Raw genomic sequence first — 18,422 nt, 5'->3', positions numbered from 1 at the left:
CAGCTGTGGCGACAAGACGCCAATGTGGCTCGTATCAGCCAGTGATACGGGCGACCGGCGCCCGTGGGGCGTCTGCGAGAATTGACCCGTGATCTCTCGAATCGACCTGCGCGGCGACGCCCTCCCCGAGGGTGGCGCTCTGCGCGACCTGCTGCCCCGTGCCGAGTTCGACGTGGAAGCCGCCCTGGAGAAGGTGCGGCCCATCTGCGAGGACGTCCATCATCGGGGCGACGCGGCACTGGTCGACTACGCGGAGAAGTTCGACGGCGTGACGCTGGAGCACGTGCGCGTGCCCGCCGAGGCGCTCGCCGAGGCCCTGGAGCAGCTCGACCCCGCAGTCCGGGCCGCCCTGGAGGAGTCCATCCGGCGCGCCCGGATCGTCCACCGCGCCCAGCGCCGCTCGACGCACACCACCCAGGTCGTGCCCGGCGGCACCGTCACCGAGAAGTGGATCCCCGTCCAGCGCGTCGGCCTCTACGCGCCCGGCGGCCGCTCCGTCTACCCCTCCTCCGTGATCATGAACGCCGTCCCGGCACAGGAGGCGGGCGTCGAGTCCATCGCGCTCGCGTCCCCGCCGCAGAAGGAGTTCGGCGGCCTGCCGCACCCGACGATCCTGGCCGCGTGCGCGCTGCTCGGCGTCGACGAGGTGTACGCCGTCGGCGGAGCCCAGGCCGTCGCGATGTTCGCGTACGGCACCGAGTCCTGCGCCCCTTCCAACATGGTCACCGGCCCCGGCAACATCTGGGTCGCCGCCGCCAAGCGGTACTTCACCGGCCGCATCGGCATCGACGCCGAGGCAGGCCCCACGGAGATCGCGATCCTCGCGGACTCCACCGCCGACCCGGTCCACGTCGCCGCCGACCTCATCAGCCAGGCCGAGCACGACCCGATGGCCGCCGCCGTCCTCGTCACCGACTCCGAGGAACTGGCCGCCGCCACCGAGGCCGAGCTGAAGACCCAGGTCGCCGCCACCAAGCACATCGACGACCGGATCGTCCCGGCCCTGGCCGGAAAGCAGTCCGCGATCGTCCTCGTCACCGACCTGGAGGACGGCCTCAAGGTCGTCGACGCGTACGGGGCGGAGCACCTGGAGATCCAGACCGCCGACGCCGCCGCCCGCGCCGAGCGCGTCCGCAACGCCGGCGCGATCTTCGTCGGCCCCTGGGCGCCGGTCTCCCTCGGCGACTACTGCGCCGGCTCCAACCACGTGCTGCCCACCGGCGGCTGCGCCTGCCACTCCTCCGGCCTGTCCGTCCAGTCCTTCCTGCGCGGCGTCCACATCGTCGACTACACCCGCGACGCCCTCGCCGAGGTCACCCACCACGTGGTGACCCTCGCCGAGGCCGAGGACCTGCCCGCCCACGGCGCGGCGCTCAAGGCGCGCTTCGGCTGGAAGGTGCCGCAGCAGTGAGCACCATCGGCATCGACGACCTCCCCATCCGGGACGAGCTCCGCGGCAAGTCCCCGTACGGCGCGCCCCAGCTCGACGTCCCCGTCCAGCTGAACACCAACGAGAACCCGTACCCGCTGCCCGAGCCCCTGGTGGCCCGGATCGCGGAGCGGGTCGCCGAGGCCGCCCGCGGCCTCAACCGCTACCCCGACCGGGACGCGATCGAGCTGCGCACCGAGCTCGCCCGCTACCTCACCCGTACTGGAAAGCACCCGGTCGCCGTCGAGAACGTGTGGGCCGCCAACGGCTCCAACGAGGTCCTCCAGCAGCTGCTGCAGACCTTCGGCGGCCCCGGCCGTACGGCCATCGGCTTCGAGCCCTCCTACTCGATGCACGCGCTCATCGCGCGCGGCACCGGCACCGGGTGGATCTCCGGCCCGCGCAACGACGACTTCACCATCGACGTCGAGGCGGCCGAGAAGGCGATCGCCGAGAACCGGCCCGACGTCGTCTTCATCACCTCGCCCAACAACCCCACCGGCACGGCGGTCGAGGCCGAGACGGTCCTCGCGCTGTACGAGGCCGCGCAGGCCGCCAAGCCCTCGCTGGTCGTGGTGGACGAGGCGTACGTCGAATTCAGCCACCGGGACTCGCTCCTGCCGCTGATCAAGGGCCGGCCGAACCTGGTCGTCTCCCGCACCATGTCCAAGGCCTTCGGCGCGGCCGGCCTGCGCCTCGGCTACCTGGCCGCGCACCCCGCCGTGGTCGACGCCGTGCAGCTCGTACGCCTGCCGTACCACCTGTCCGCCGTCACCCAGGCCACCGCCCTCGCCGCCCTGGAGCACACCGATACGCTCCTCGGGTACGTCGAACAGCTCAAGACCGAGCGGGACCGTCTGGTCACCGAGCTGCGGGCGATCGGCTACGAGGTCACCGAGTCCGACGCCAACTTCGTCCAGTTCGGCCGCTTCGACGGAGCCGAAGGCTCCCATGAGGCCTGGCGGCAGATCCTCGACCGGGGCGTCCTGGTCCGGGACAACGGCGTACCCGGCTGGCTGCGGGTCACCGCCGGCACCCCTGAAGAGAACGACGCGTTCCTCGACGCGGTCCGTGAAGTCAAGAAGGAGCAGAGCGCATGAGCCGCGTAGGAAGAGTCGAGCGCACCACCAAGGAGACCTCCGTCGTCGTCGAGATCGACCTCGACGGCACCGGAAAGGTCGACGTGTCGACAGGCGTGGGCTTCTACGACCACATGCTCGACCAGCTCGGCCGCCACGGGCTCTTCGACCTCACCGTCAAGACCGACGGCGACCTGCACATCGACACCCACCACACCATCGAGGACACCGCCCTCGCCCTCGGCGCCGCCTTCAAGCAGGCCCTCGGCGACAAGGTCGGCATCTACCGCTTCGGCAACTGCACCGTCCCGCTGGACGAGTCGCTCGCCCAGGTCACCGTCGACCTCTCCGGCCGCCCCTACCTGGTGCACACCGAGCCCGAGAACATGGCGCCGATGATCGGCTCCTACGACACGACGATGACCCGGCACATCTTCGAGTCCTTCGTCGCCCAGGCGCAGATCGCCCTCCACATCCACGTCCCGTACGGGCGCAACGCCCACCACATCGTGGAGTGCCAGTTCAAGGCGCTGGCCCGGGCCCTGCGCTACGCCTCCGAGCGCGACCCGCGCGCGGCCGGCATCCTGCCTTCCACGAAGGGCGCGCTCTAACTCCATGACCGGCCTCTCCACCATCCTCATCGTCGTCGGCCTCTTCCTCGCCGGCGGTGTGTACTCCTTCTCCAAGCAGAAGCTGCCCAAGGGCGTCATCGTCCTCCTCGCCGTCGCCTCCGTGATGTGCCTGGTGGCGGGCGTCCTGCGGATCCAGGGAATCTGGGAATGAGCACAGCGAACACTCCGAAGAAGGTCGTCGTCTTCGACTACGGCTTCGGCAACGTCCGCTCCGCCGAGCGGGCCCTCGCCCACGTCGGCGCCGACGTCGAGATCACCCGCGACTACGACAGGGCCATGAACGCCGACGGGCTCCTCGTCCCCGGCGTCGGCGCCTTCTCCGCCTGCATGAAGGGCCTCAAGGAGGCCCGCGGCGAGTGGATCGTCGACCGCCGGCTGTCCGGCGGACGCCCCGTGATGGGCATCTGCGTCGGCATGCAGATCCTCTTCGCCCGTGGCATCGAACACGGCGTGGAGACCGACGGTCTGGACGAGTGGCCCGGTACGGTCGAGCCGCTGAAGGCCCCGGTCGTGCCCCACATGGGCTGGAACACCGTCGACGCGCCCGAGGACAGCGAGCTGTTCGCGGGCCTCGACGCCGACGCCCGGTTCTACTTCGTGCACTCCTACGGAGTACGGGAGTGGACCCTCGAGGTCGGCAACAAGAACATGCGCGCCCCCAAGGTCACCTGGGCCACCCACGGCGAGCCCTTCGTCGCGGCCGTCGAGAACGGCGCCCTGTGGGCGACCCAGTTCCACCCCGAGAAGTCCGGCGACGCCGGAGCCCAGCTGCTGAAGAACTGGATCGCAACGCTGTGACTGTGCCTTCTGGAACCCTGCTCGAACTCCTCCCCGCCGTCGACGTCCGCGACGGCCAGGCCGTCCGCCTCGTGCACGGCGAGTCCGGTACGGAGACGTCCTACGGCTCCCCGCTGGAGGCCGCCCTCGCGTGGCAGCGCTCCGGCGCCGAGTGGCTGCACCTGGTCGACCTGGACGCCGCCTTCGGCACCGGCGACAACCGCGAGCTGATCGCCGAGGTCGCCAAGGCCATGGACATCAAGGTCGAGCTGTCCGGCGGCATCCGCGACGACGCCTCGCTCGCCGCCGCCCTCGCCACCGGCTGCACCCGCGTCAACCTGGGCACCGCGGCCCTGGAGACCCCCGAGTGGGTCGCCAAGGTCATCGCCGAGCACGGCGACCAGATCGCCGTCGGCCTCGACGTGCGCGGTACCACGCTCCGCGGCCGCGGCTGGACCCGCGACGGCGGCGACCTGTACGAGACGCTCGCCCGCCTCGACGCCGAGGGCTGCGCCCGCTACGTCGTCACCGACATCGCCAAGGACGGCACCCTCCAGGGCCCCAACCTGGAGCTCCTGAAGAACGTCTGCGCGGCCACCGACAAGCCCGTCGTGGCCTCCGGCGGCGTGTCGTCCCTGGACGACCTGCGTGCCCTGTCCGGGCTCGTCCCGCTGGGCGTCGAGGGCGCGATCGTCGGCAAGGCGCTGTACGCCAAGGCGTTCACGCTGGAGGAGGCGCTGGAGGCGGTGGCTTCCGTATGACCGACGCTGTCCGGAAGGTGGTGACCGGCGCTCCCTGGGAGGAGCAGTTCGGCTACTCCCGCGCGGTCGAGCTGCCCAACGGCACGGTCCTCGTCGCCGGCTGCACGTCGGTGGTCGGCGGCCAGATCGCCGGCGGAGGCCCGTACGAGCAGGCGATCAACTCCTTCAACGTGGCCTTCGACGCGCTGAAGCAGCTGGGCCTGGGCCAGGAGGACGTCGTACGGACCCGGATGTACATCACCCACGCGCGGGACGTGGACGAGGTCGGCCGCGCCCACAAGGAGCTGTTCGACGCCGTCCGCCCGGCGGCTTCGATGATCATCGTGTCCGGCTTCGTCGACCCGAGCCTGGTCGTCGAGGTCGAGGTCGAGGCATACCGGGGGGAGCAGGCATGACTCTCGCCGTACGTGTGATCCCCTGCCTGGACGTGGACAACGGCCGGGTCGTCAAGGGCGTCAACTTCCAGAACCTGCGCGACGCGGGCGACCCCGTCGAGATGGCGAAGCTGTACGACGCCGAGGGCGCCGACGAGCTGACCTTCCTCGACATCACCGCCTCCTCCGGAAACCGGGAGACGACCTATGACGTGGTGCGCCGCACCGCCGAGCAGGTCTTCATCCCGCTGACCGTGGGCGGCGGGGTGCGCGCGGCGGAGGACGTCGACAAGCTGCTGCGCGCCGGGGCCGACAAGGTCGGCGTCAACACGGCCGCGATCGCCCGGCCCGAGCTGATCCGCGAGATCGCGGAGCGGTTCGGCCGCCAGGTGCTGGTGCTGTCGGTGGACGCCCGCCGTACGGCTTCGGGCTCCTTCGAGGTGACGACGCACGGCGGCCGCCAGGGCACCGGCATCGACGCCGTCGAGTGGGCGCACCGGGCCGCCGAGCTGGGCGCGGGCGAGATCCTGCTCAACTCCATGGACGCCGACGGCACCAAGGACGGCTACGACACGGAGATGATCGCGGCCGTGCGCAAGCACGTGACCGTGCCGGTGATCGCGTCGGGCGGTGCGGGCAAGCTGTCCGACTTCCCGCCGGCGATCGAGGCGGGCGCGGACGCGGTGCTCGCGGCGTCGGTCTTCCACTTCGGTGACCTGCGGATCTCCGAGGTCAAGGACGCGCTGCGGGGGGCGGGCCACCCGGTCCGCTGAACCGCCGTACGTGAAGGGCCCCTTCGGGGGCCTTTCGCTTCCCGAGATGCACAGGATTATTTGTGCAATTTTCGTTGCGCAAAAAATGCTGTGCATCTACGGTGAGGGTATGACAGCCCCTGACCACCGCCGGATCACCGATCTCGGCACCCTCAAGGCCATCTCGCACCCGCTGCGCATGAGGCTCTACCGAGCGCTGTTCGTGGCCCGCACGGCCACCGCGTCCCAGCTCGCCGACCAGGTCGACGAGGCCGTCTCGCTCGTCAGCTACCACCTGCGCAAGCTCGCCGACCACGGCCTCATCGAGGAGGCCGAGACCCAGTCGGCGGACGGCCGCGAGCGGTGGTGGCAGCCCAGCTCGTACGGGTTCAGCATCCGGGACGAGGACGTCCGGGGGACCCCCGAGCTGGTCGCCGCGAGCGACGCCCTCGGCCGCGCGATCAACGACCAGCGCACCACACTCCTGGAGCGCTTCCTCGACGAGCGGCTCACGTGGTCCGCCGAGTGGCGCTCCGCCTCCGTCAGCGCCGAGTGGCTGCCCCGCCTCACCGCCCCCGAACTCGCCGCCCTCGGGGAGGAGCTGCAGGCGGTCCTGACGAAGTACGACCAGAAGGCCCGGGCCGCAGAGGCCGCCGGCGACACCGAGGGCCGCGAGAACGTCGCCGTCCACCTCCACGGCTTCCCTTACCGTTCATGACGGCGCTCACCGAGGTACGGGAAGCCCGCCCCGCCCACCGCGACGGCAACGTCCTGCGCTGGCTCGGTGGGTACTCCGCCTCCACGCTCGGCGACAGCGTGTACTACATCGCCCTCTCCTGGACCGCCGTCCGGAGCGGCACCCCCGCCGAGGCCGGGCTCGTCATGGCCGTCAGTGCCGTCCCGCGCGCCCTGCTCATGCTCGGTGGGGGAGTGATCGCCGACCGCTTCGGGCCGCGCCGGGTCGTCGTCCTCTCCGACACCGTCCGCTGCCTCGTCGTCCTCGGCGTGGCCGCGCTTCTCCTGCTCAGCGGCCCGGGCCTCTGGATGCTCGCCGCCGTCGCCCTCGTCTTCGGCACCGTCGACGCCCTCTTCCTGCCCGCCGTCGGCGCCCTGCCGCCCCGGATCGCCGCACGCGACCAGCTCGCCCGCGTGCAGGGCATGCGCGGGCTCGCCCAGCGCGCCGCCCTCGTCCTCGGCGCCCCGCTCGGCGGTCTCGCCGTCGCCCTCGGCGGACCGGCCGCCGCGTTCGGGGCCGCCGGACTCCTCTTCGCGGTCTCCCTGCCCCTGCTCCTGACGCTCCGGATATCCCCGCTGCCGGGCGGTGGCCCGGCCCGGGACGCCACCGCCCTGCGCGACCTCGCCGACGGCCTGCGCTACCTCCGCCGGCACCGGGTGCTCGGCCCGCTGGTGGTCGTCGTCGCGCTCAGCGACCTCGGCTTCGTCGGCCCGCTCAACGTCGGCCTCGCCCTCCTCGCCGACGAGCGCGGCTGGGGCGCGGCGGGCATCGGCTGGGTCCTCGCCGGATTCGGTACGGGAGCGGGCGCCGCGTCCCTGCTGCTGACCGTGCGGGGCCGAATACCCCGCGCGGGGGCGGTCCTCGGCTGGACGATCGCCCTCGGCGCGGGTTCGATCGCCGCGCTCGCGTACGTACCGCAGCTGCCGGTCGCCGTGGCCGTGGCCCTCTCCGTGGGCCTGCTCGCCGGCCTCAGCGGCGCGCTGTGCGGCGCGCTCATCCAGACCGAGTGCGCCCCCGCGTACCTCGGCCGCGTGACGGCGGTGACCGGCTTCGTCAGCCTGGGCCTCGCCCCGCTGAGCTACCCCCTCACGGGCGCGGCGGTGGGCCTGTGGGGCCTCGGCCCGGTGTTCGTGGCGAGCGCGGCGGTCTGCGCGCTGGGCGGGATATACGGGCTCCTGGTCCCGGCCCTGCGCGGCGCGGAGTTGCCGAGGGTGCCGGCCCGGCGTACCTAGCTAGGGCCTGACCCGAGCCTGTCGTACAGGGGGCTGTCCGCTCCTGAGGAGGGCATCCGTCACGAGGCGGACTCCCCGGGCCAGGCGGCTCAGCTGCTCCAGTTCGAGGGCGTACAGCCTGATCGTGTTCTCGATCGTGGGACCGGACACGCCCAGCGTGGGCAGCTCCGCACGGCAGGTCTGCATCGCCACCCTCACCGCACGGATCTCGTGCTCGATCTGCAGCTGGGCGTGGCGGGCCAGCAGGACGGGATGACGCGTGAGGGTGGTGTAACCGGCGTAGCGGGCCGGGAGGAGTTCGCGCAGCCACCGGACGGCCGTCCCTTCCCAGTCGCGGTTGCCCGGGGTCGTGACCGAGTAGGGCCAGTCGTTGCTGACCGGAGTGCGGTGATGGGACATCGTTGTCGCCTTCGGGAGGGGCCTGTTCGGAGGGGTGCGGCGGCTCCGGCCCAGGGGTTGACCGGAGCCGCCGCAGAGGCACCCGCGCGAAGCGCGGCGTGCCCCGGGGGAACAACCCAGGGGTCGACTGAGGAGGAGGGGGTCGACCCGTCGGCGTTCGATCCGAGCCCGCGGGGGCACACGTAGTAAATATATATACCGTCGAGTACGCAAGGGCATGAAAAAATTCATGCGCATCGAGGTCAAGGAATGAGCCGGTCCCGCTGTGGCGGGACCGGCTCAGTCCTCCAGGAAGAAGTCGTACTGGTCCGACGCCTGCTCGTACTTCTCCAGCCGGGCCTGCGTGCGCACCGGATCGGCGTCGGCCATGGCCTGCAGGATCGCCGCGGACAGTACCCCCGGCGCCGCGTACGAGTCGAAGACCAGCCGCGAGCCCGTACCGGCCGTGAGGGCCACGTCGGCCTCGTGGGCCAGCGCCCCGAGCTCCCTGTCCGTGATCAGCGCGACGCGCAGCCCGGTACTGCGCGCTGCCCTCATGGCAGCGAGGGTCTCCTTGGCGTGGCGGGGCATCGCGAAGGCCAGCACCCAGGTGCCGCCCGCCTCGCGAGACTGGAGCAGTGCGTCGTAGGCGACGCTGCCGCCGCGGGTCACCACCCGCACATCGGGGTGGATGCGCCGCGCCGCGTAGGCGAAGTACTCGGCGAGGGAGACCGAGATGCGCAGGCCCAGCACGGTGAGCGGGACGGATCGGGCGAGCTCGCGGCCGATGTCGAGGATGCGGTCGGTGTTCGCGAGGGTGCGGCGCAGGGACGTCAGGTTCTCGATCTCGGCGTCGACCGCCGCCTGCAGCTCGTTGCGTCGCTGCTCCTGCAGGCCCTCGGGGGATCCGGCGATCGCACTGAGCGCGATGGGCTGGAGCGCGTCCCTGAGCGCGGGATATCCGCTGAAGCCGAGTGACGACGCGAACCGGGTCACGGACGGCTGGCTCACGCCCACGCGTTCCGCCAGCTCGGTGATCGACAGGAACGCGGCCTCGGTGAGGTGGTCGATCAGGAACTGTGCGATACGCCGCTGGCCGGGTGAGAGCCGGTGTCCGCCGAAGAGCGCGCGCACCCGGTCGACGGGCGTCGCCTCCTCCGTCTCAGGGGAAGGCGTGCCGGGTGTGATCGCCGCCGCCTGTGCGCGCGCCTGTTGGCCTGATGGCACGGGGGTGCCTCCGTTTCGTCCCGATGCCGCCCAAGATAGTTCACGGACGATCGCTGCATGATGCAACTGTCATACCGGGGGGCGTGCGCGCGACCGGGCGCCCGCGAGCGCGTTGACGGACCGTCTGATCGGCGTCGGGCGGGGCGTTCCCGTGCGCGGTGAGGCCGCCCGGGCGGACGAGAGTCCCTAGATCCCCAGCTGCTTCGCCTCGTGCAGCCGCTCGATCGCGTCCGGCTCGCCGTCCAGCTCCACCTTCGCCACGTCCTGGCGGCCGAAGACGAACATCGTCAGCTCGCCCGGCTCCCCGGAGACCGTCACCACCGGGGTGCCGCGGTGGGCCACCGCCGTCTGGCCGTTCGGACGGCGCAGCACCAGGCCCACCGGGGCCTTGCGGCCGAGCAGACGGGCGCCCTTCTCCAGACGCGACCAGAGGGCGTCCGAGAAGACCGGGTCCAGCTCGCGCGGCGACCAGTCCGGCTGGGCCCGCCGTACGTCCTCGGTGTGGACGTAGAACTCGACGACGTTCGCCCCCTCGTCCACCTGCTTGATCGTGAACGGCGACATCCGCGGCGGGCCCGTACGGATCAGCTGGATCAGCTCCTCGTACGGCTTCTCCGTGAACTCCGCCTGCACCCGGTCGAGCCGCGCCTTCAACGCCGGTACGACGGTGCCCGCCGCCGCGTCCGGGCGGCGCTCGCGCACCACCACATGGGCCGCGAGGTCCCGGGTCCGCCAGCCCTCGCAGAGGGTCGGGGCGTCGGGCCCGGCCGCCTCCAACAGATCGGCGAGCAGAAGGCGTTCACGCTTCGCATGGGTCGACATGCCCGCCAGCGTACGACCGAGGCCCATGGTCCGCCCAGTGGACGTCCACCCGGACGTACCGCCCGACCACGGCACAATGGCCCCATGAGCAGCAATCTCGACCCGGCCATCGCCGCCCGCCTCAAGCGCAGCCCGGACGGACTCGTCCCGGCCATCGCCCAGCAGTACGACACCGGTGAGGTGCTGATGCTCGGCTGGATGGACGACGAGGCCCTCCACCGCACCCTCACCACCGGCCGCTGCACCTACTGGTCCCGCAGCCGCCAGGAGTACTGGGTCAAGGGCGACACCTCCGGGCACTTCCAGCACGTCAAGTCCGTCGCCCTCGACTGCGACGCCGACACCGTGCTCGTCAAGGTCGACCAGGTCGGGGCCGCCTGCCACACCGGCGCGCGGACCTGCTTCGACGCCGACGTACTCCCGCTCGCCACCCCTTCGGACCAGTAAGGTCTGGCGCCATGGATCTCGAGACCTTCCGCAAGCTGGCGGCCGACCGCCGCGTGATTCCCGTCAGCCGCCGGCTCCTCGCGGACGGCGACACCCCGGTCGCGCTCTACCGCAAGCTCGCCGCCGAACGCCCCGGCACCTTCCTCCTCGAATCCGCCGAGAACGGCCGCTCCTGGTCCCGGTACTCCTTCATCGGCGTCCGCAGCGACGCCGCCCTCACCGTCCGCGACGGGCAGGCCCACTGGCTCGGCACCCCGCCGGTCGGCGTGCCCACCGACGGCGACCCGCTCGCCGCACTCCGCGCCACCGTCGAGGCCCTGCACACCCCCCGCGACCTGGCCTCCGGGATGCCGCCCTTCACCGGCGGCATGGTCGGCTACCTCGGCTACGACATCGTCCGCCGCCTGGAGCGCATCGGGGACTCCACCCGCGACGACCTGGAGCTCCCCGAGCTGACCATGCTCCTCACCAGCGACCTCGCCGTCCTGGACCACTGGGACGGCACGGTCCTGCTGATCGCCAACGCGATCAACCACAACGACCTGGAGACCGGCGTCGACGAGGCGTACGCGGACGCCGTCGCCCGCCTCGACGCCATGCAGGCCGACCTGGCCCGCCCGGTCGCGAGCGTCCCCGTCGCGCTCCCGCCCTCCGAACTCCCGGAGTTCTCCGCGCTCTGGGGCGGCCCCGCCTACCAGGACGCCGTCGAGGACGTGAAGGAGCGGATCCGGGCCGGCGAGGCCTTCCAGGTCGTCCCCTCGCAGCGCTTCGAGACCCCGTGCCACGCCTCCGCGCTCGACGTCTACCGGGTCCTGCGGGCCACCAACCCGTCCCCGTACATGTACCTCTTCCGCTTCGAGAACGGCTTCGACGTCGTCGGATCCAGCCCCGAGGCCCTGGTCAAGGTCGAGGACGGGCAGGCGATGGTCCACCCCATCGCCGGCACCCGGCACCGCGGCGCCACCCCGCAGGAGGACCACGACCTCGCCGAGGAGCTGCTCGCCGACCCCAAGGAGCGCGCCGAGCACCTGATGCTCGTCGACCTCGGCCGCAACGACCTCGGCCGGGTCTGCCGGCCGGGCTCGGTGGAGGTCGTCGACTTCATGTCGATCGAGCGGTACTCGCACGTCATGCACATCGTGTCGACGGTCACCGGGCGGGTCGCCGAGGGCCGGACCGCGTTCGACGTCCTCACCGCCTGCTTCCCGGCGGGCACCCTGTCCGGCGCGCCCAAGCCGCGCGCCATGCAGATCATCGAGGAGCTGGAGCCGTCCCGGCGCGGACTGTACGGCGGCTGCGTCGGCTACCTCGACTTCGCCGGCGACTCCGACACCGCCATCGCCATCCGTACCGCCCTTTTGCGGGACGGAACGGCATACGTGCAGGCCGGAGCAGGAGTCGTCGCCGACTCCGACCCGGTCGCCGAGGACAACGAGTGCCGGAACAAGGCCGCCGCCGTGCTCCGCGCCGTACACACCGCCAACCGGATGAACGGCGCGTGACGGCGTAAGGGATAGTGGGGTACGTGAGTGCTGTTCCCGTACCCCAGCCCCGAGCCGCCCGCGCGAGCGGAGCGGCCGCCACGCCCGGCGGCCGCCGCAGCCTGGCCGCGGCTCTCCTGCTCGGCGCCCTCGGTGCCACCGTCGTGCTGCTGTCCGCGGGCCAGATCTGGGCCGAGGGCACGGCGGCGGTCGGCGGCGGCACGGTGCCCGTCCAGGCCGACGGCGGCGCCGTCACCGGCGTACCGACGGCGCTCGCGATCGTCGGCCTCGCCGCGCTCGTCGCCGTCTTCGCCGTCCGCCGCGCCGGCCGCACCCTGGTCTCCGGCCTGCTCGCGCTCAGCGGCGCGGGCGCGGCGGTGGCCGCGTTCCTCGGCGCGTCCGACAGCGACGCGGTGGACGCGGAGGCCGCCCGGATCACCGGCGACACCGCCGCGGCGGTCGCGGGCCTCACCCACACCGCCTGGCCTTACGTCACCGCAGGTGGCGCGCTGCTGATCCTCGTCGCGGGTCTCCTCGCGCTGCGGTTCGGCACGAGCTGGCCGGCGATGGGCGGACGGTACGAGCGCGCCGGCGCCCCGCGCGCCGGGCGACCGGCCCCCCGGACGGCGGCGGCGCCGGAACGGCCCGAGGATCTGTGGAAGGCCCTGGACCGCGGCGAGGACCCGACCCGCGAGGACTGAGCCGACGCGGCGCGTGGGCATCGCGTACGCGGACCGCACGCGACGCGTGATCGTCGGGCCACCCCGATTCATCCTCGCGCCGCTGTGTGCGGGACAATGAACCACGAGTGTCCGCGCACGCGAGACCTCACCATCGAGCCACCACCGAGCAACAGCAACGAGGAGCAACTCATGGCGGGCAGCGCCCACGGACACACCCCGGCCGCCTGGACCGGTGTCATCATCTCCTTCATCGGCTTCTGCATCGCCGGGGTCTTCATGGTGGCGGCCAACACGGCCGGCTTCTGGGCCGGAATCGCCGTCATCCTCCTCGGCGGTGTGATCGGCCTGGCGATGAAGGCTGCGGGCATGGGCATGCCGAAGGAATCGGCGGCGGTCGCCGCGGCCCGCGAGGCGGCGACGCTGAAGGCGCGCGCCTGACGGCAGCGGCACACGACACGCGCGAAGGCGCAGTCCGGCGGGGCCGGGCTGCGCCTTCGCGCGTCAGGGGCGAGAATCACCGCGTGGACGCGAACCCGACGACTCCTCCCGCCGTGACCGACGGTGCCCCTGCGCTGCCCCCGACGGACGCCGCCGTCCGTGGCGCCGTCCGTGGTCCGGAGCCTCCCGGGTACCCCGGTGGGGCTCCCGCTCCCGGCCCGTACCGGGCACCCCGGGCACCCCGGTCGCTCGCCGTGCGGCTGCTCGCGCCGGTCGGAGTGCTCGCCGGGGTCGCCGCGGCGTTCGCGTACGTCGGAGCCGTGGACCCCAACGAACCCGGGCACTATCCCGTCTGCCCGCTCCTCCGCTTCACCGGCCTGTACTGCCCCGGCTGCGGCGGGCTCCGCAGCGCCCACGCCTTCGTGCACGGCGAGCTCGGCACCGCGTTCGGCGCCAACGCCCTCGCCGTCGTCGGCTACGGCCTCTTCGCCGTGGTCATGGCCGTGTGGCTGATTCGCGCCGTACGCGCCGTGCCCATGCGGGTCACGATCGGCCCCGCCTGGTGGTGGGGGATCGGGGCGGCACTCGCCCTCTTCACCGTCGTGCGGAACCTGCCGTTCGGCTCCGCGCTCGCCCCATGACCCCTCCCGGAAAGTCCCAGCTGGTGGGACGCACGTCGGCCGGATGCGGGTCCCGAGCCTTGGTGCGGATACCATCGACATGGCTGAACCTGGTTCATCCGTACCACCGTCACCATCACCGTCCCGGAAGGGGGCCTCTCGCGTGAGTGTGCTCGACGAGATCATCGAAGGCGTACGCGCCGACCTCGCAGAGCGGCAGGCGCGGGTCTCCCTCGACGAGCTCAAGGAGCGCGCCGCAAAGGCGCCGCAGGCCAAGGACGGCGTCGCCGCACTGCGCGGCGAGGGCGTCACGGTGATCTGCGAGGTCAAGCGCTCCAGCCCGTCCAAGGGCGCGCTCGCCGCGATCGCCGACCCGGCCGGTCTCGCCGCGGACTACGAGGCGGGCGGCGCCGCCGTCATCTCCGTGCTCACCGAGGAGCGCCGCTTCGGCGGCTCGCTCGCCGACCTGGAGGCCGTCCGGGCCCGGGTCGACATCCCGGTGCTGCGCAAGGACTTCATCGTCACGGCGTACCAGCTGTGGGAGGCCCGGGCCTACGGCGCCGACCTCGCGCTCCTGATCGTCGCCGCCCTTGAGCAGGAGGCCCTCGTCTCCCTGATCGAGCGCGCCGAGTCCATCGGCCTGACGCCGCTGGTCGAGGTGCACGACGAGGACGAGGTCGAGCGGGCCGTCGACGCGGGCGCCCGGATCATCGGCGTCAACGCGCGGAACCTCAAGACCCTCAAGGTGGACCGCTCCACGTTCGAGCGGGTCGCCCCGGAGATCCCGGCCGGCATCGTCAAGATCGCCGAGTCCGGCGTCCGCGGGCCGCACGACCTCATCGCGTACGCCAACGCCGGCGCCGACGCGGTCCTGGTCGGCGAGTCCCTCGTGACCGGCCGCGACCCGAAGGCCGCCGTCGCCGACCTGGTCGCCGCCGGCGCCCACCCGGCCCTGCGCCACGGGCGGGGCTGACCCCGCCATGACCCTGCACCGCGTCGCCGCGCCGCTTTCCCACCCGGGCGTGTTCGGCGTGGCCGCGGTGACCCGCGCGATGCGCACCCGGCTCCGTACCGCCGCCGCGCCCGCGCACGCCCCGCTGGCCCGGGGCTGCCGCCCGCGCGGCTGCCGGGCACCGGCGCGGCGCGTCCACGGACGGCGTGTCCGGTACGTGATCGGCAGCGAGCCGGGCCAGGTCAACGGCATGCGATGGCGCGCCCGCCCCGCGCGCACCTTCACGACCACCTGACACCCGCCGCCCCGTGTGGGCAATCGTCCCGCAGGGCGGGACGGGTGGGCACACGGGACGGCGCCCTTACGGGCGCGTCCGCTCCTTGCGTCCCCGCCTCCACGAGGGTGCCGCGCCTGTGGGCACCGGTACGCACCGGGAGCCTGGGCCCGGCAAGGGCACCGTTCCGTTGTGCCCACCCGTTCCGCCCCAGCGGAACGATTGCCCACAACGGGGGGTCGGGGGCGGTCGTGACGTCCGCGGGCGCATACCGTGACCACCAACCCGCACGTCACCCGGGGCACCCGCCCCGCGAGGAGCTGTCGCATGTCCAGCGAGTTCTTCCTTCCCGACCCCGAAGGTCAGGTCCCCACCGCCGAGGGCTACTTCGGCGCCTACGGCGGCAAGTTCATCCCCGAGGCCCTCGTCGCCGCCGTCGACGAGGTCGCCGTCGAGTACGACAAGGCCAAGGCCGACCCCGAGTTCGCCCGCGAGCTCAACGACCTGATGGTCAACTACACCGGCCGCCCGAGCGCCCTCACCGAGGTCCCCCGGTTCGCCGAACACGCGGGCGGTGCCCGGGTCTTCCTCAAGCGCGAGGACCTCAACCACACCGGCTCGCACAAGATCAACAACGTCCTCGGCCAGGCCCTGCTCACCAAGCGCATGGGCAAGACCCGGGTCATCGCCGAGACCGGCGCCGGCCAGCACGGCGTCGCGACCGCCACCGCCTGCGCCCTCTTCGGCCTCGAATGCACCATCTACATGGGCGAGATCGACACCCAGCGCCAGGCGCTGAACGTCGCCCGGATGCGCATCCTCGGCGCCGAGGTCATCCCGGTGAAGTCCGGCAGCCGCACCCTCAAGGACGCCATCAACGAGGCGTTCCGCGACTGGGTCGCCAACGTCGACCGCACCCACTACCTCTTCGGTACGGTCGCCGGCCCGCACCCCTTCCCCGCCATGGTCCGCGACTTCCACCGCGTCATCGGCGTCGAGGCCCGCCGCCAGATCCTGGAGCGCGCCGGCCGCCTGCCCGACGCGGCCGTCGCCTGCGTCGGCGGTGGTTCCAACGCCATCGGCCTCTTCCACGCCTTCATCCCGGACACCGGCGTCCGTCTGATCGGCTGCGAGCCGGCCGGCCACGGCGTCGAGACCGGCGAGCACGCCGCCACCCTCACCGCCGGCGAGCCGGGCATCCTGCACGGCTCCCGGTCGTACGTCCTCCAGGACGACGAGGGCCAGATCACCGAGCCGTACTCCATCTCGGCCGGCCTGGACTACCCGGGCATCGGTCCGGAGCACGCGTACCTCAAGGACAGCGGCCGCGGTGAGTACCGCGCCGTCACCGACGACGCGGCCATGAAGGCCCTGCGGCTGCTCTCCCGTACCGAGGGCATCATCCCGGCCATCGAGTCCGCGCACGCGCTCGCCGGGGCCCTGGAGATCGGAAAGGAGCTGGGCCCCGAGGGCCTGCTCCTCGTCAACCTCTCCGGGCGCGGCGACAAGGACATGGACACGGCCGCCCGCTATTTCGGGCTCTACGACGGTTCCGAGGGGGACTCCAAGTGAGCGGGGCTGCATCTACCGGGAACATCCAGCTGCTCGGCGACACGCTGGCCAAGGCCAAGGCCGAGAACCGCGCCGCGCTCATCGCCTACCTCCCGGCCGGCTTCCCGACCGTCGACGGGGGCATCGCGGCGGTCAAGGCCGCCTTCGACGGCGGCGCCGACATCGTCGAGGTCGGCCTCCCGCACAGCGACCCGGTCCTCGACGGCCCGGTCATCCAGACCGCCGACGACATCGCCCTGCGTGGCGGCGTCAAGATCGCCGACGTGATGCGGACGGTACGGGAGGCCCACGAGGCCACCGGCAAGCCCGTCCTGGTCATGACGTACTGGAACCCGATCGACCGCTACGGCGTCGAGCGGTTCACCGAGGAGCTGGCCGCGGCCGGCGGCGCCGGCTGCATCCTGCCGGACCTGCCGGTCCAGGAGTCCGCCCTGTGGCGGGAGCACGCCGACAAGCACGGTCTCGCGACCGTCTTCGTCGTCGCCCCCAGCAGCAAGGACGCGCGGCTCGCCACCATCACGGCGGCCGGCTCCGGCTTCGTCTACGCCGCCTCCCTGATGGGCGTCACCGGCACCCGCGCCTCCGTCGGCGCCGAGGCGGCCGACCTCGTCCGCCGCACCCGCGCCACCAGCGACCTGCCGGTCTGCGTCGGGCTCGGCGTCTCCAACGCCGCGCAGGCCAAGGAGGTCGCGGGATTCGCGGACGGCGTCATCGTCGGCTCCGCGTTCGTCAAGCGGATGCTCGACGCCGACGGCGAGGCCGCCGGACTCGCCGCCGTAAGGGAACTGGCGGCCGAACTCGCCGAGGGTGTCCGTCGACTTTCGTAACCCGTTCGGGTGGATCTGTGACCGGGGAGGCGCGACCGCGCCTCCCCGGTTCGTTGCTGAGGGCGTGAGCAAGAACAGTGACGGTAACGGTAATCGGAGTGCGCGGGAGCGCCTCCAGCAGCAGCGCGAGCGCGACAAGGCCCGCGAGAAGCAGCGGCGCGTCCTGATCGTGTCGGCCGCGGTCGTCGGCGTCCTCGGCCTGGCCGCGGTCGTCGGAGTGATCGCCGCCAACACCGGGGACAAGGACGGCGGCTCGGACAAGGCAGGCCCGGTCGTCGCCCCGACCGGCTCGACCGAGGGCGACAAGCCCTCCATCCCCACCGGGAAGTCGGACGCCCCCTCGACGCTCCAGGTCTGGGAGGACTTCCGCTGCCCCGCCTGCGCCTCCTTCGAGAACGCGTTCCGGGACTCCATCCACGAGCTGGAGGCCTCCGGCGCGCTCAAGACCGAGTACCACCTCGTCACCCTCATCGACCGGAACATGGGCGGCCAGGGCTCGCTGCGCGCGGCGAACGCGGCGGCGTGCGCCCAGGACGCCGGGAAGTTCACCGCGTACCACGACACGCTGTACATGAACCAGCCGCCGGAGACCGACGACGCCTTCGGGAACAACGCCAAGCTGATCGAGCTGGCGGCGAAGGTGCCCGGGCTCGACACGCCCACCTTCCGCAGCTGTGTCGAGAACGGCACGCACGACAGCTGGGTCAGGAAGTCGAACGAGGCCTTCGTGAAGGGCGACTTCCGGGGCACGCCGTCGCTGGTCCTCAACGGAGAATCGATCTTCCCGCAGAAGGGGAGCGAGCAGATCTCCCCGGAGAACCTGAAGAAGTGGGTCGCCGAGGCCAACAAGGGCAAGAAGCCGGGCACGGCCTCGCCCTCGGCGGGCTGACACACCCCCGTGCGATCCTCTTAGTTACGCAGACGTTGCC

23 protein-coding genes are annotated in these 18,422 nt (G+C 72.2%); 20 read left to right on the top strand and 3 right to left on the bottom strand.

Annotated elements, in window-relative coordinates:
- Positions 1-88: 88 nt before the first annotated feature.
- From hisD to Q5762_RS05885, 10 genes are all read left to right on the top strand, one after another.
- Positions 89-1,411 (top strand): histidinol dehydrogenase, encoded by a 1,323-nt coding sequence (hisD, locus tag Q5762_RS05930; RefSeq protein ID WP_315890892.1) that lies wholly within the window; start codon positions 89-91, stop codon positions 1,409-1,411.
- Entirely contained in the window at positions 1,408-2,529 is a 1,122-nt protein-coding gene (locus Q5762_RS05925; RefSeq protein WP_315890891.1) for a histidinol-phosphate transaminase, read from the top strand. Before hisD ends, Q5762_RS05925 begins: the two co-directional genes overlap by 4 nt.
- Positions 2,526-3,119: an imidazoleglycerol-phosphate dehydratase HisB gene (gene hisB / locus Q5762_RS05920; protein ID WP_315890890.1), complete on the top strand. Its 594-nt coding sequence runs from the start codon at positions 2,526-2,528 to the stop codon at positions 3,117-3,119. Before Q5762_RS05925 ends, hisB begins: the two co-directional genes overlap by 4 nt.
- A 4-nt stretch (positions 3,120-3,123) precedes the next feature.
- On the top strand, positions 3,124-3,291 hold the full coding sequence (locus Q5762_RS05915; protein WP_315890889.1) for a hypothetical protein: 168 nt from the start codon (positions 3,124-3,126) through the stop codon (positions 3,289-3,291).
- Positions 3,288-3,938 carry an imidazole glycerol phosphate synthase subunit HisH gene (gene hisH, locus Q5762_RS05910; protein WP_315890888.1) on the top strand — a complete coding sequence of 217 codons (651 nt, stop codon included), beginning with the start codon at positions 3,288-3,290 and terminating at the stop codon, positions 3,936-3,938. The genes Q5762_RS05915 and hisH overlap by 4 nt, the downstream gene beginning before the upstream one ends.
- 2 nt (positions 3,939-3,940) lie before the next feature.
- Positions 3,941-4,678, top strand: coding sequence for a bifunctional 1-(5-phosphoribosyl)-5-((5-phosphoribosylamino)methylideneamino)imidazole-4-carboxamide isomerase/phosphoribosylanthranilate isomerase PriA (priA, locus tag Q5762_RS05905; RefSeq protein ID WP_315890887.1), 738 nt, complete (start codon positions 3,941-3,943; stop codon positions 4,676-4,678).
- A complete protein-coding gene (locus Q5762_RS05900; protein WP_315890886.1) occupies positions 4,675-5,073 on the top strand; it encodes a RidA family protein in 399 nt (132 codons plus the stop codon). Before priA ends, Q5762_RS05900 begins: the two co-directional genes overlap by 4 nt.
- A complete protein-coding gene (hisF, locus tag Q5762_RS05895) occupies positions 5,070-5,825 on the top strand; it encodes an imidazole glycerol phosphate synthase subunit HisF (protein WP_315890885.1) in 756 nt (251 codons plus the stop codon). Before Q5762_RS05900 ends, hisF begins: the two co-directional genes overlap by 4 nt.
- Positions 5,826-5,934: 109 nt before the next feature.
- Positions 5,935-6,522, top strand: a complete 588-nt coding sequence (locus Q5762_RS05890; RefSeq protein ID WP_315890884.1) for a helix-turn-helix domain-containing protein — start codon at positions 5,935-5,937, stop codon at positions 6,520-6,522.
- The gene (locus tag Q5762_RS05885) at positions 6,519-7,772 is read left to right on the top strand and encodes an MFS transporter (protein WP_315890883.1); all 1,254 of its coding nucleotides are present in this window, start codon (positions 6,519-6,521) and stop codon (positions 7,770-7,772) included. The genes Q5762_RS05890 and Q5762_RS05885 overlap by 4 nt, the downstream gene beginning before the upstream one ends.
- Here Q5762_RS05885 and Q5762_RS05880 read toward each other — a convergent pair whose 3' ends face one another.
- The 3 genes from Q5762_RS05880 to Q5762_RS05870 form a co-directional block, all read right to left on the bottom strand.
- Positions 7,773-8,171 carry a hypothetical protein gene (locus Q5762_RS05880; protein ID WP_315890882.1) on the bottom strand — a complete coding sequence of 133 codons (399 nt, stop codon included), beginning with the start codon at positions 8,169-8,171 and terminating at the stop codon, positions 7,773-7,775.
- 279 nt (positions 8,172-8,450) lie between these two features.
- The gene (locus Q5762_RS05875; RefSeq protein ID WP_315890881.1) at positions 8,451-9,377 is read right to left on the bottom strand and encodes a MurR/RpiR family transcriptional regulator; all 927 of its coding nucleotides are present in this window, start codon (positions 9,375-9,377) and stop codon (positions 8,451-8,453) included.
- Between the two features lie 186 nt (positions 9,378-9,563).
- Positions 9,564-10,199: a TIGR03085 family metal-binding protein gene (locus Q5762_RS05870; protein WP_315890880.1), complete on the bottom strand. Its 636-nt coding sequence runs from the start codon at positions 10,197-10,199 to the stop codon at positions 9,564-9,566.
- An 84-nt stretch (positions 10,200-10,283) separates the two neighbouring features.
- Between Q5762_RS05870 and hisI the strand changes: the two genes are divergently transcribed.
- The 10 genes from hisI to Q5762_RS05820 all read left to right on the top strand — a co-directional run bounded on the left by hisI (position 10,284) and on the right by Q5762_RS05820 (position 18,382).
- Positions 10,284-10,646 (top strand): phosphoribosyl-AMP cyclohydrolase, encoded by a 363-nt coding sequence (gene hisI, locus Q5762_RS05865; protein ID WP_315890879.1) that lies wholly within the window; start codon positions 10,284-10,286, stop codon positions 10,644-10,646.
- A gap of 11 nt (positions 10,647-10,657) precedes the next feature.
- Positions 10,658-12,148: an anthranilate synthase component I gene (locus Q5762_RS05860; RefSeq protein ID WP_315890878.1), complete on the top strand. Its 1,491-nt coding sequence runs from the start codon at positions 10,658-10,660 to the stop codon at positions 12,146-12,148.
- Positions 12,149-12,162: 14 nt separating this feature from the next.
- Entirely contained in the window at positions 12,163-12,828 is a 666-nt protein-coding gene (locus tag Q5762_RS05855; RefSeq protein ID WP_315890877.1) for a TIGR02234 family membrane protein, read from the top strand.
- Between the two features lie 171 nt (positions 12,829-12,999).
- A complete protein-coding gene (locus Q5762_RS05850) occupies positions 13,000-13,248 on the top strand; it encodes an HGxxPAAW family protein (RefSeq protein WP_315890876.1) in 249 nt (82 codons plus the stop codon).
- 83 nt (positions 13,249-13,331) lie between these two features.
- Positions 13,332-13,889, top strand: coding sequence for a DUF2752 domain-containing protein (locus Q5762_RS05845; protein WP_315890875.1), 558 nt, complete (start codon positions 13,332-13,334; stop codon positions 13,887-13,889).
- Positions 13,890-14,031: 142 nt separating this feature from the next.
- On the top strand, positions 14,032-14,841 hold the full coding sequence (gene trpC, locus Q5762_RS05840) for an indole-3-glycerol phosphate synthase TrpC (protein WP_315890874.1): 810 nt from the start codon (positions 14,032-14,034) through the stop codon (positions 14,839-14,841).
- A 79-nt stretch (positions 14,842-14,920) separates the two neighbouring features.
- Complete coding sequence (trpM, locus tag Q5762_RS05835; RefSeq protein ID WP_315891097.1) at positions 14,921-15,115, top strand: tryptophan biosynthesis modulator TrpM; 195 nt, start codon at positions 14,921-14,923, stop codon at positions 15,113-15,115.
- A gap of 306 nt (positions 15,116-15,421) precedes the next feature.
- A complete protein-coding gene (gene trpB / locus Q5762_RS05830) occupies positions 15,422-16,666 on the top strand; it encodes a tryptophan synthase subunit beta (RefSeq protein ID WP_315890873.1) in 1,245 nt (414 codons plus the stop codon).
- Complete coding sequence (trpA, locus tag Q5762_RS05825; protein WP_315890872.1) at positions 16,663-17,493, top strand: tryptophan synthase subunit alpha; 831 nt, start codon at positions 16,663-16,665, stop codon at positions 17,491-17,493. The genes trpB and trpA overlap by 4 nt, the downstream gene beginning before the upstream one ends.
- Before the next feature lie 64 nt (positions 17,494-17,557).
- The gene (locus Q5762_RS05820; RefSeq protein WP_315890871.1) at positions 17,558-18,382 is read left to right on the top strand and encodes a thioredoxin domain-containing protein; all 825 of its coding nucleotides are present in this window, start codon (positions 17,558-17,560) and stop codon (positions 18,380-18,382) included.
- The last annotated feature ends 40 nt before the right edge of the window (positions 18,383-18,422 follow it).

It is taken from the genome of Streptomyces sp. P9(2023) (assembly GCF_032436795.1).
Classification (GTDB): Bacteria; Actinomycetota; Actinomycetes; order Streptomycetales; family Streptomycetaceae; genus Streptomyces.
The sequence above is the reverse complement of the archived record's forward strand: the minus strand, read 5'-3'. Positions and strand labels throughout refer to the sequence as shown.

Bases quoted from the DNA above. Each gene is read 5' to 3' on its own strand.
- Q5762_RS05870 (WP_315890880.1), bottom strand. From the start codon at position 10,199: ATGTCGACCCATGCGAAGCGTGAACGCCTTCTGCTCGCCGATCTGTTG.
- hisF (WP_315890885.1), top strand. From the start codon at position 5,070: ATGACTCTCGCCGTACGTGTGATCCCCTGCCTGGACGTGGACAACGGC.
- trpM (WP_315891097.1), top strand. From the start codon at position 14,921: ATGCGCACCCGGCTCCGTACCGCCGCCGCGCCCGCGCACGCCCCGCTG.
- hisI (WP_315890879.1), top strand. From the start codon at position 10,284: ATGAGCAGCAATCTCGACCCGGCCATCGCCGCCCGCCTCAAGCGCAGC.
- hisB (WP_315890890.1), top strand. From the start codon at position 2,526: ATGAGCCGCGTAGGAAGAGTCGAGCGCACCACCAAGGAGACCTCCGTC.
- Q5762_RS05900 (WP_315890886.1), top strand. From the start codon at position 4,675: ATGACCGACGCTGTCCGGAAGGTGGTGACCGGCGCTCCCTGGGAGGAG.
- Q5762_RS05880 (WP_315890882.1), bottom strand. From the start codon at position 8,171: ATGTCCCATCACCGCACTCCGGTCAGCAACGACTGGCCCTACTCGGTC.
- Q5762_RS05860 (WP_315890878.1), top strand. From the start codon at position 10,658: ATGGATCTCGAGACCTTCCGCAAGCTGGCGGCCGACCGCCGCGTGATT.
- Q5762_RS05915 (WP_315890889.1), top strand. From the start codon at position 3,124: ATGACCGGCCTCTCCACCATCCTCATCGTCGTCGGCCTCTTCCTCGCC.
- Q5762_RS05850 (WP_315890876.1), top strand. From the start codon at position 13,000: ATGGCGGGCAGCGCCCACGGACACACCCCGGCCGCCTGGACCGGTGTC.
- Q5762_RS05890 (WP_315890884.1), top strand. From the start codon at position 5,935: ATGACAGCCCCTGACCACCGCCGGATCACCGATCTCGGCACCCTCAAG.
- trpB (WP_315890873.1), top strand. From the start codon at position 15,422: ATGTCCAGCGAGTTCTTCCTTCCCGACCCCGAAGGTCAGGTCCCCACC.
- Q5762_RS05885 (WP_315890883.1), top strand. From the start codon at position 6,519: ATGACGGCGCTCACCGAGGTACGGGAAGCCCGCCCCGCCCACCGCGAC.
- hisH (WP_315890888.1), top strand. From the start codon at position 3,288: ATGAGCACAGCGAACACTCCGAAGAAGGTCGTCGTCTTCGACTACGGC.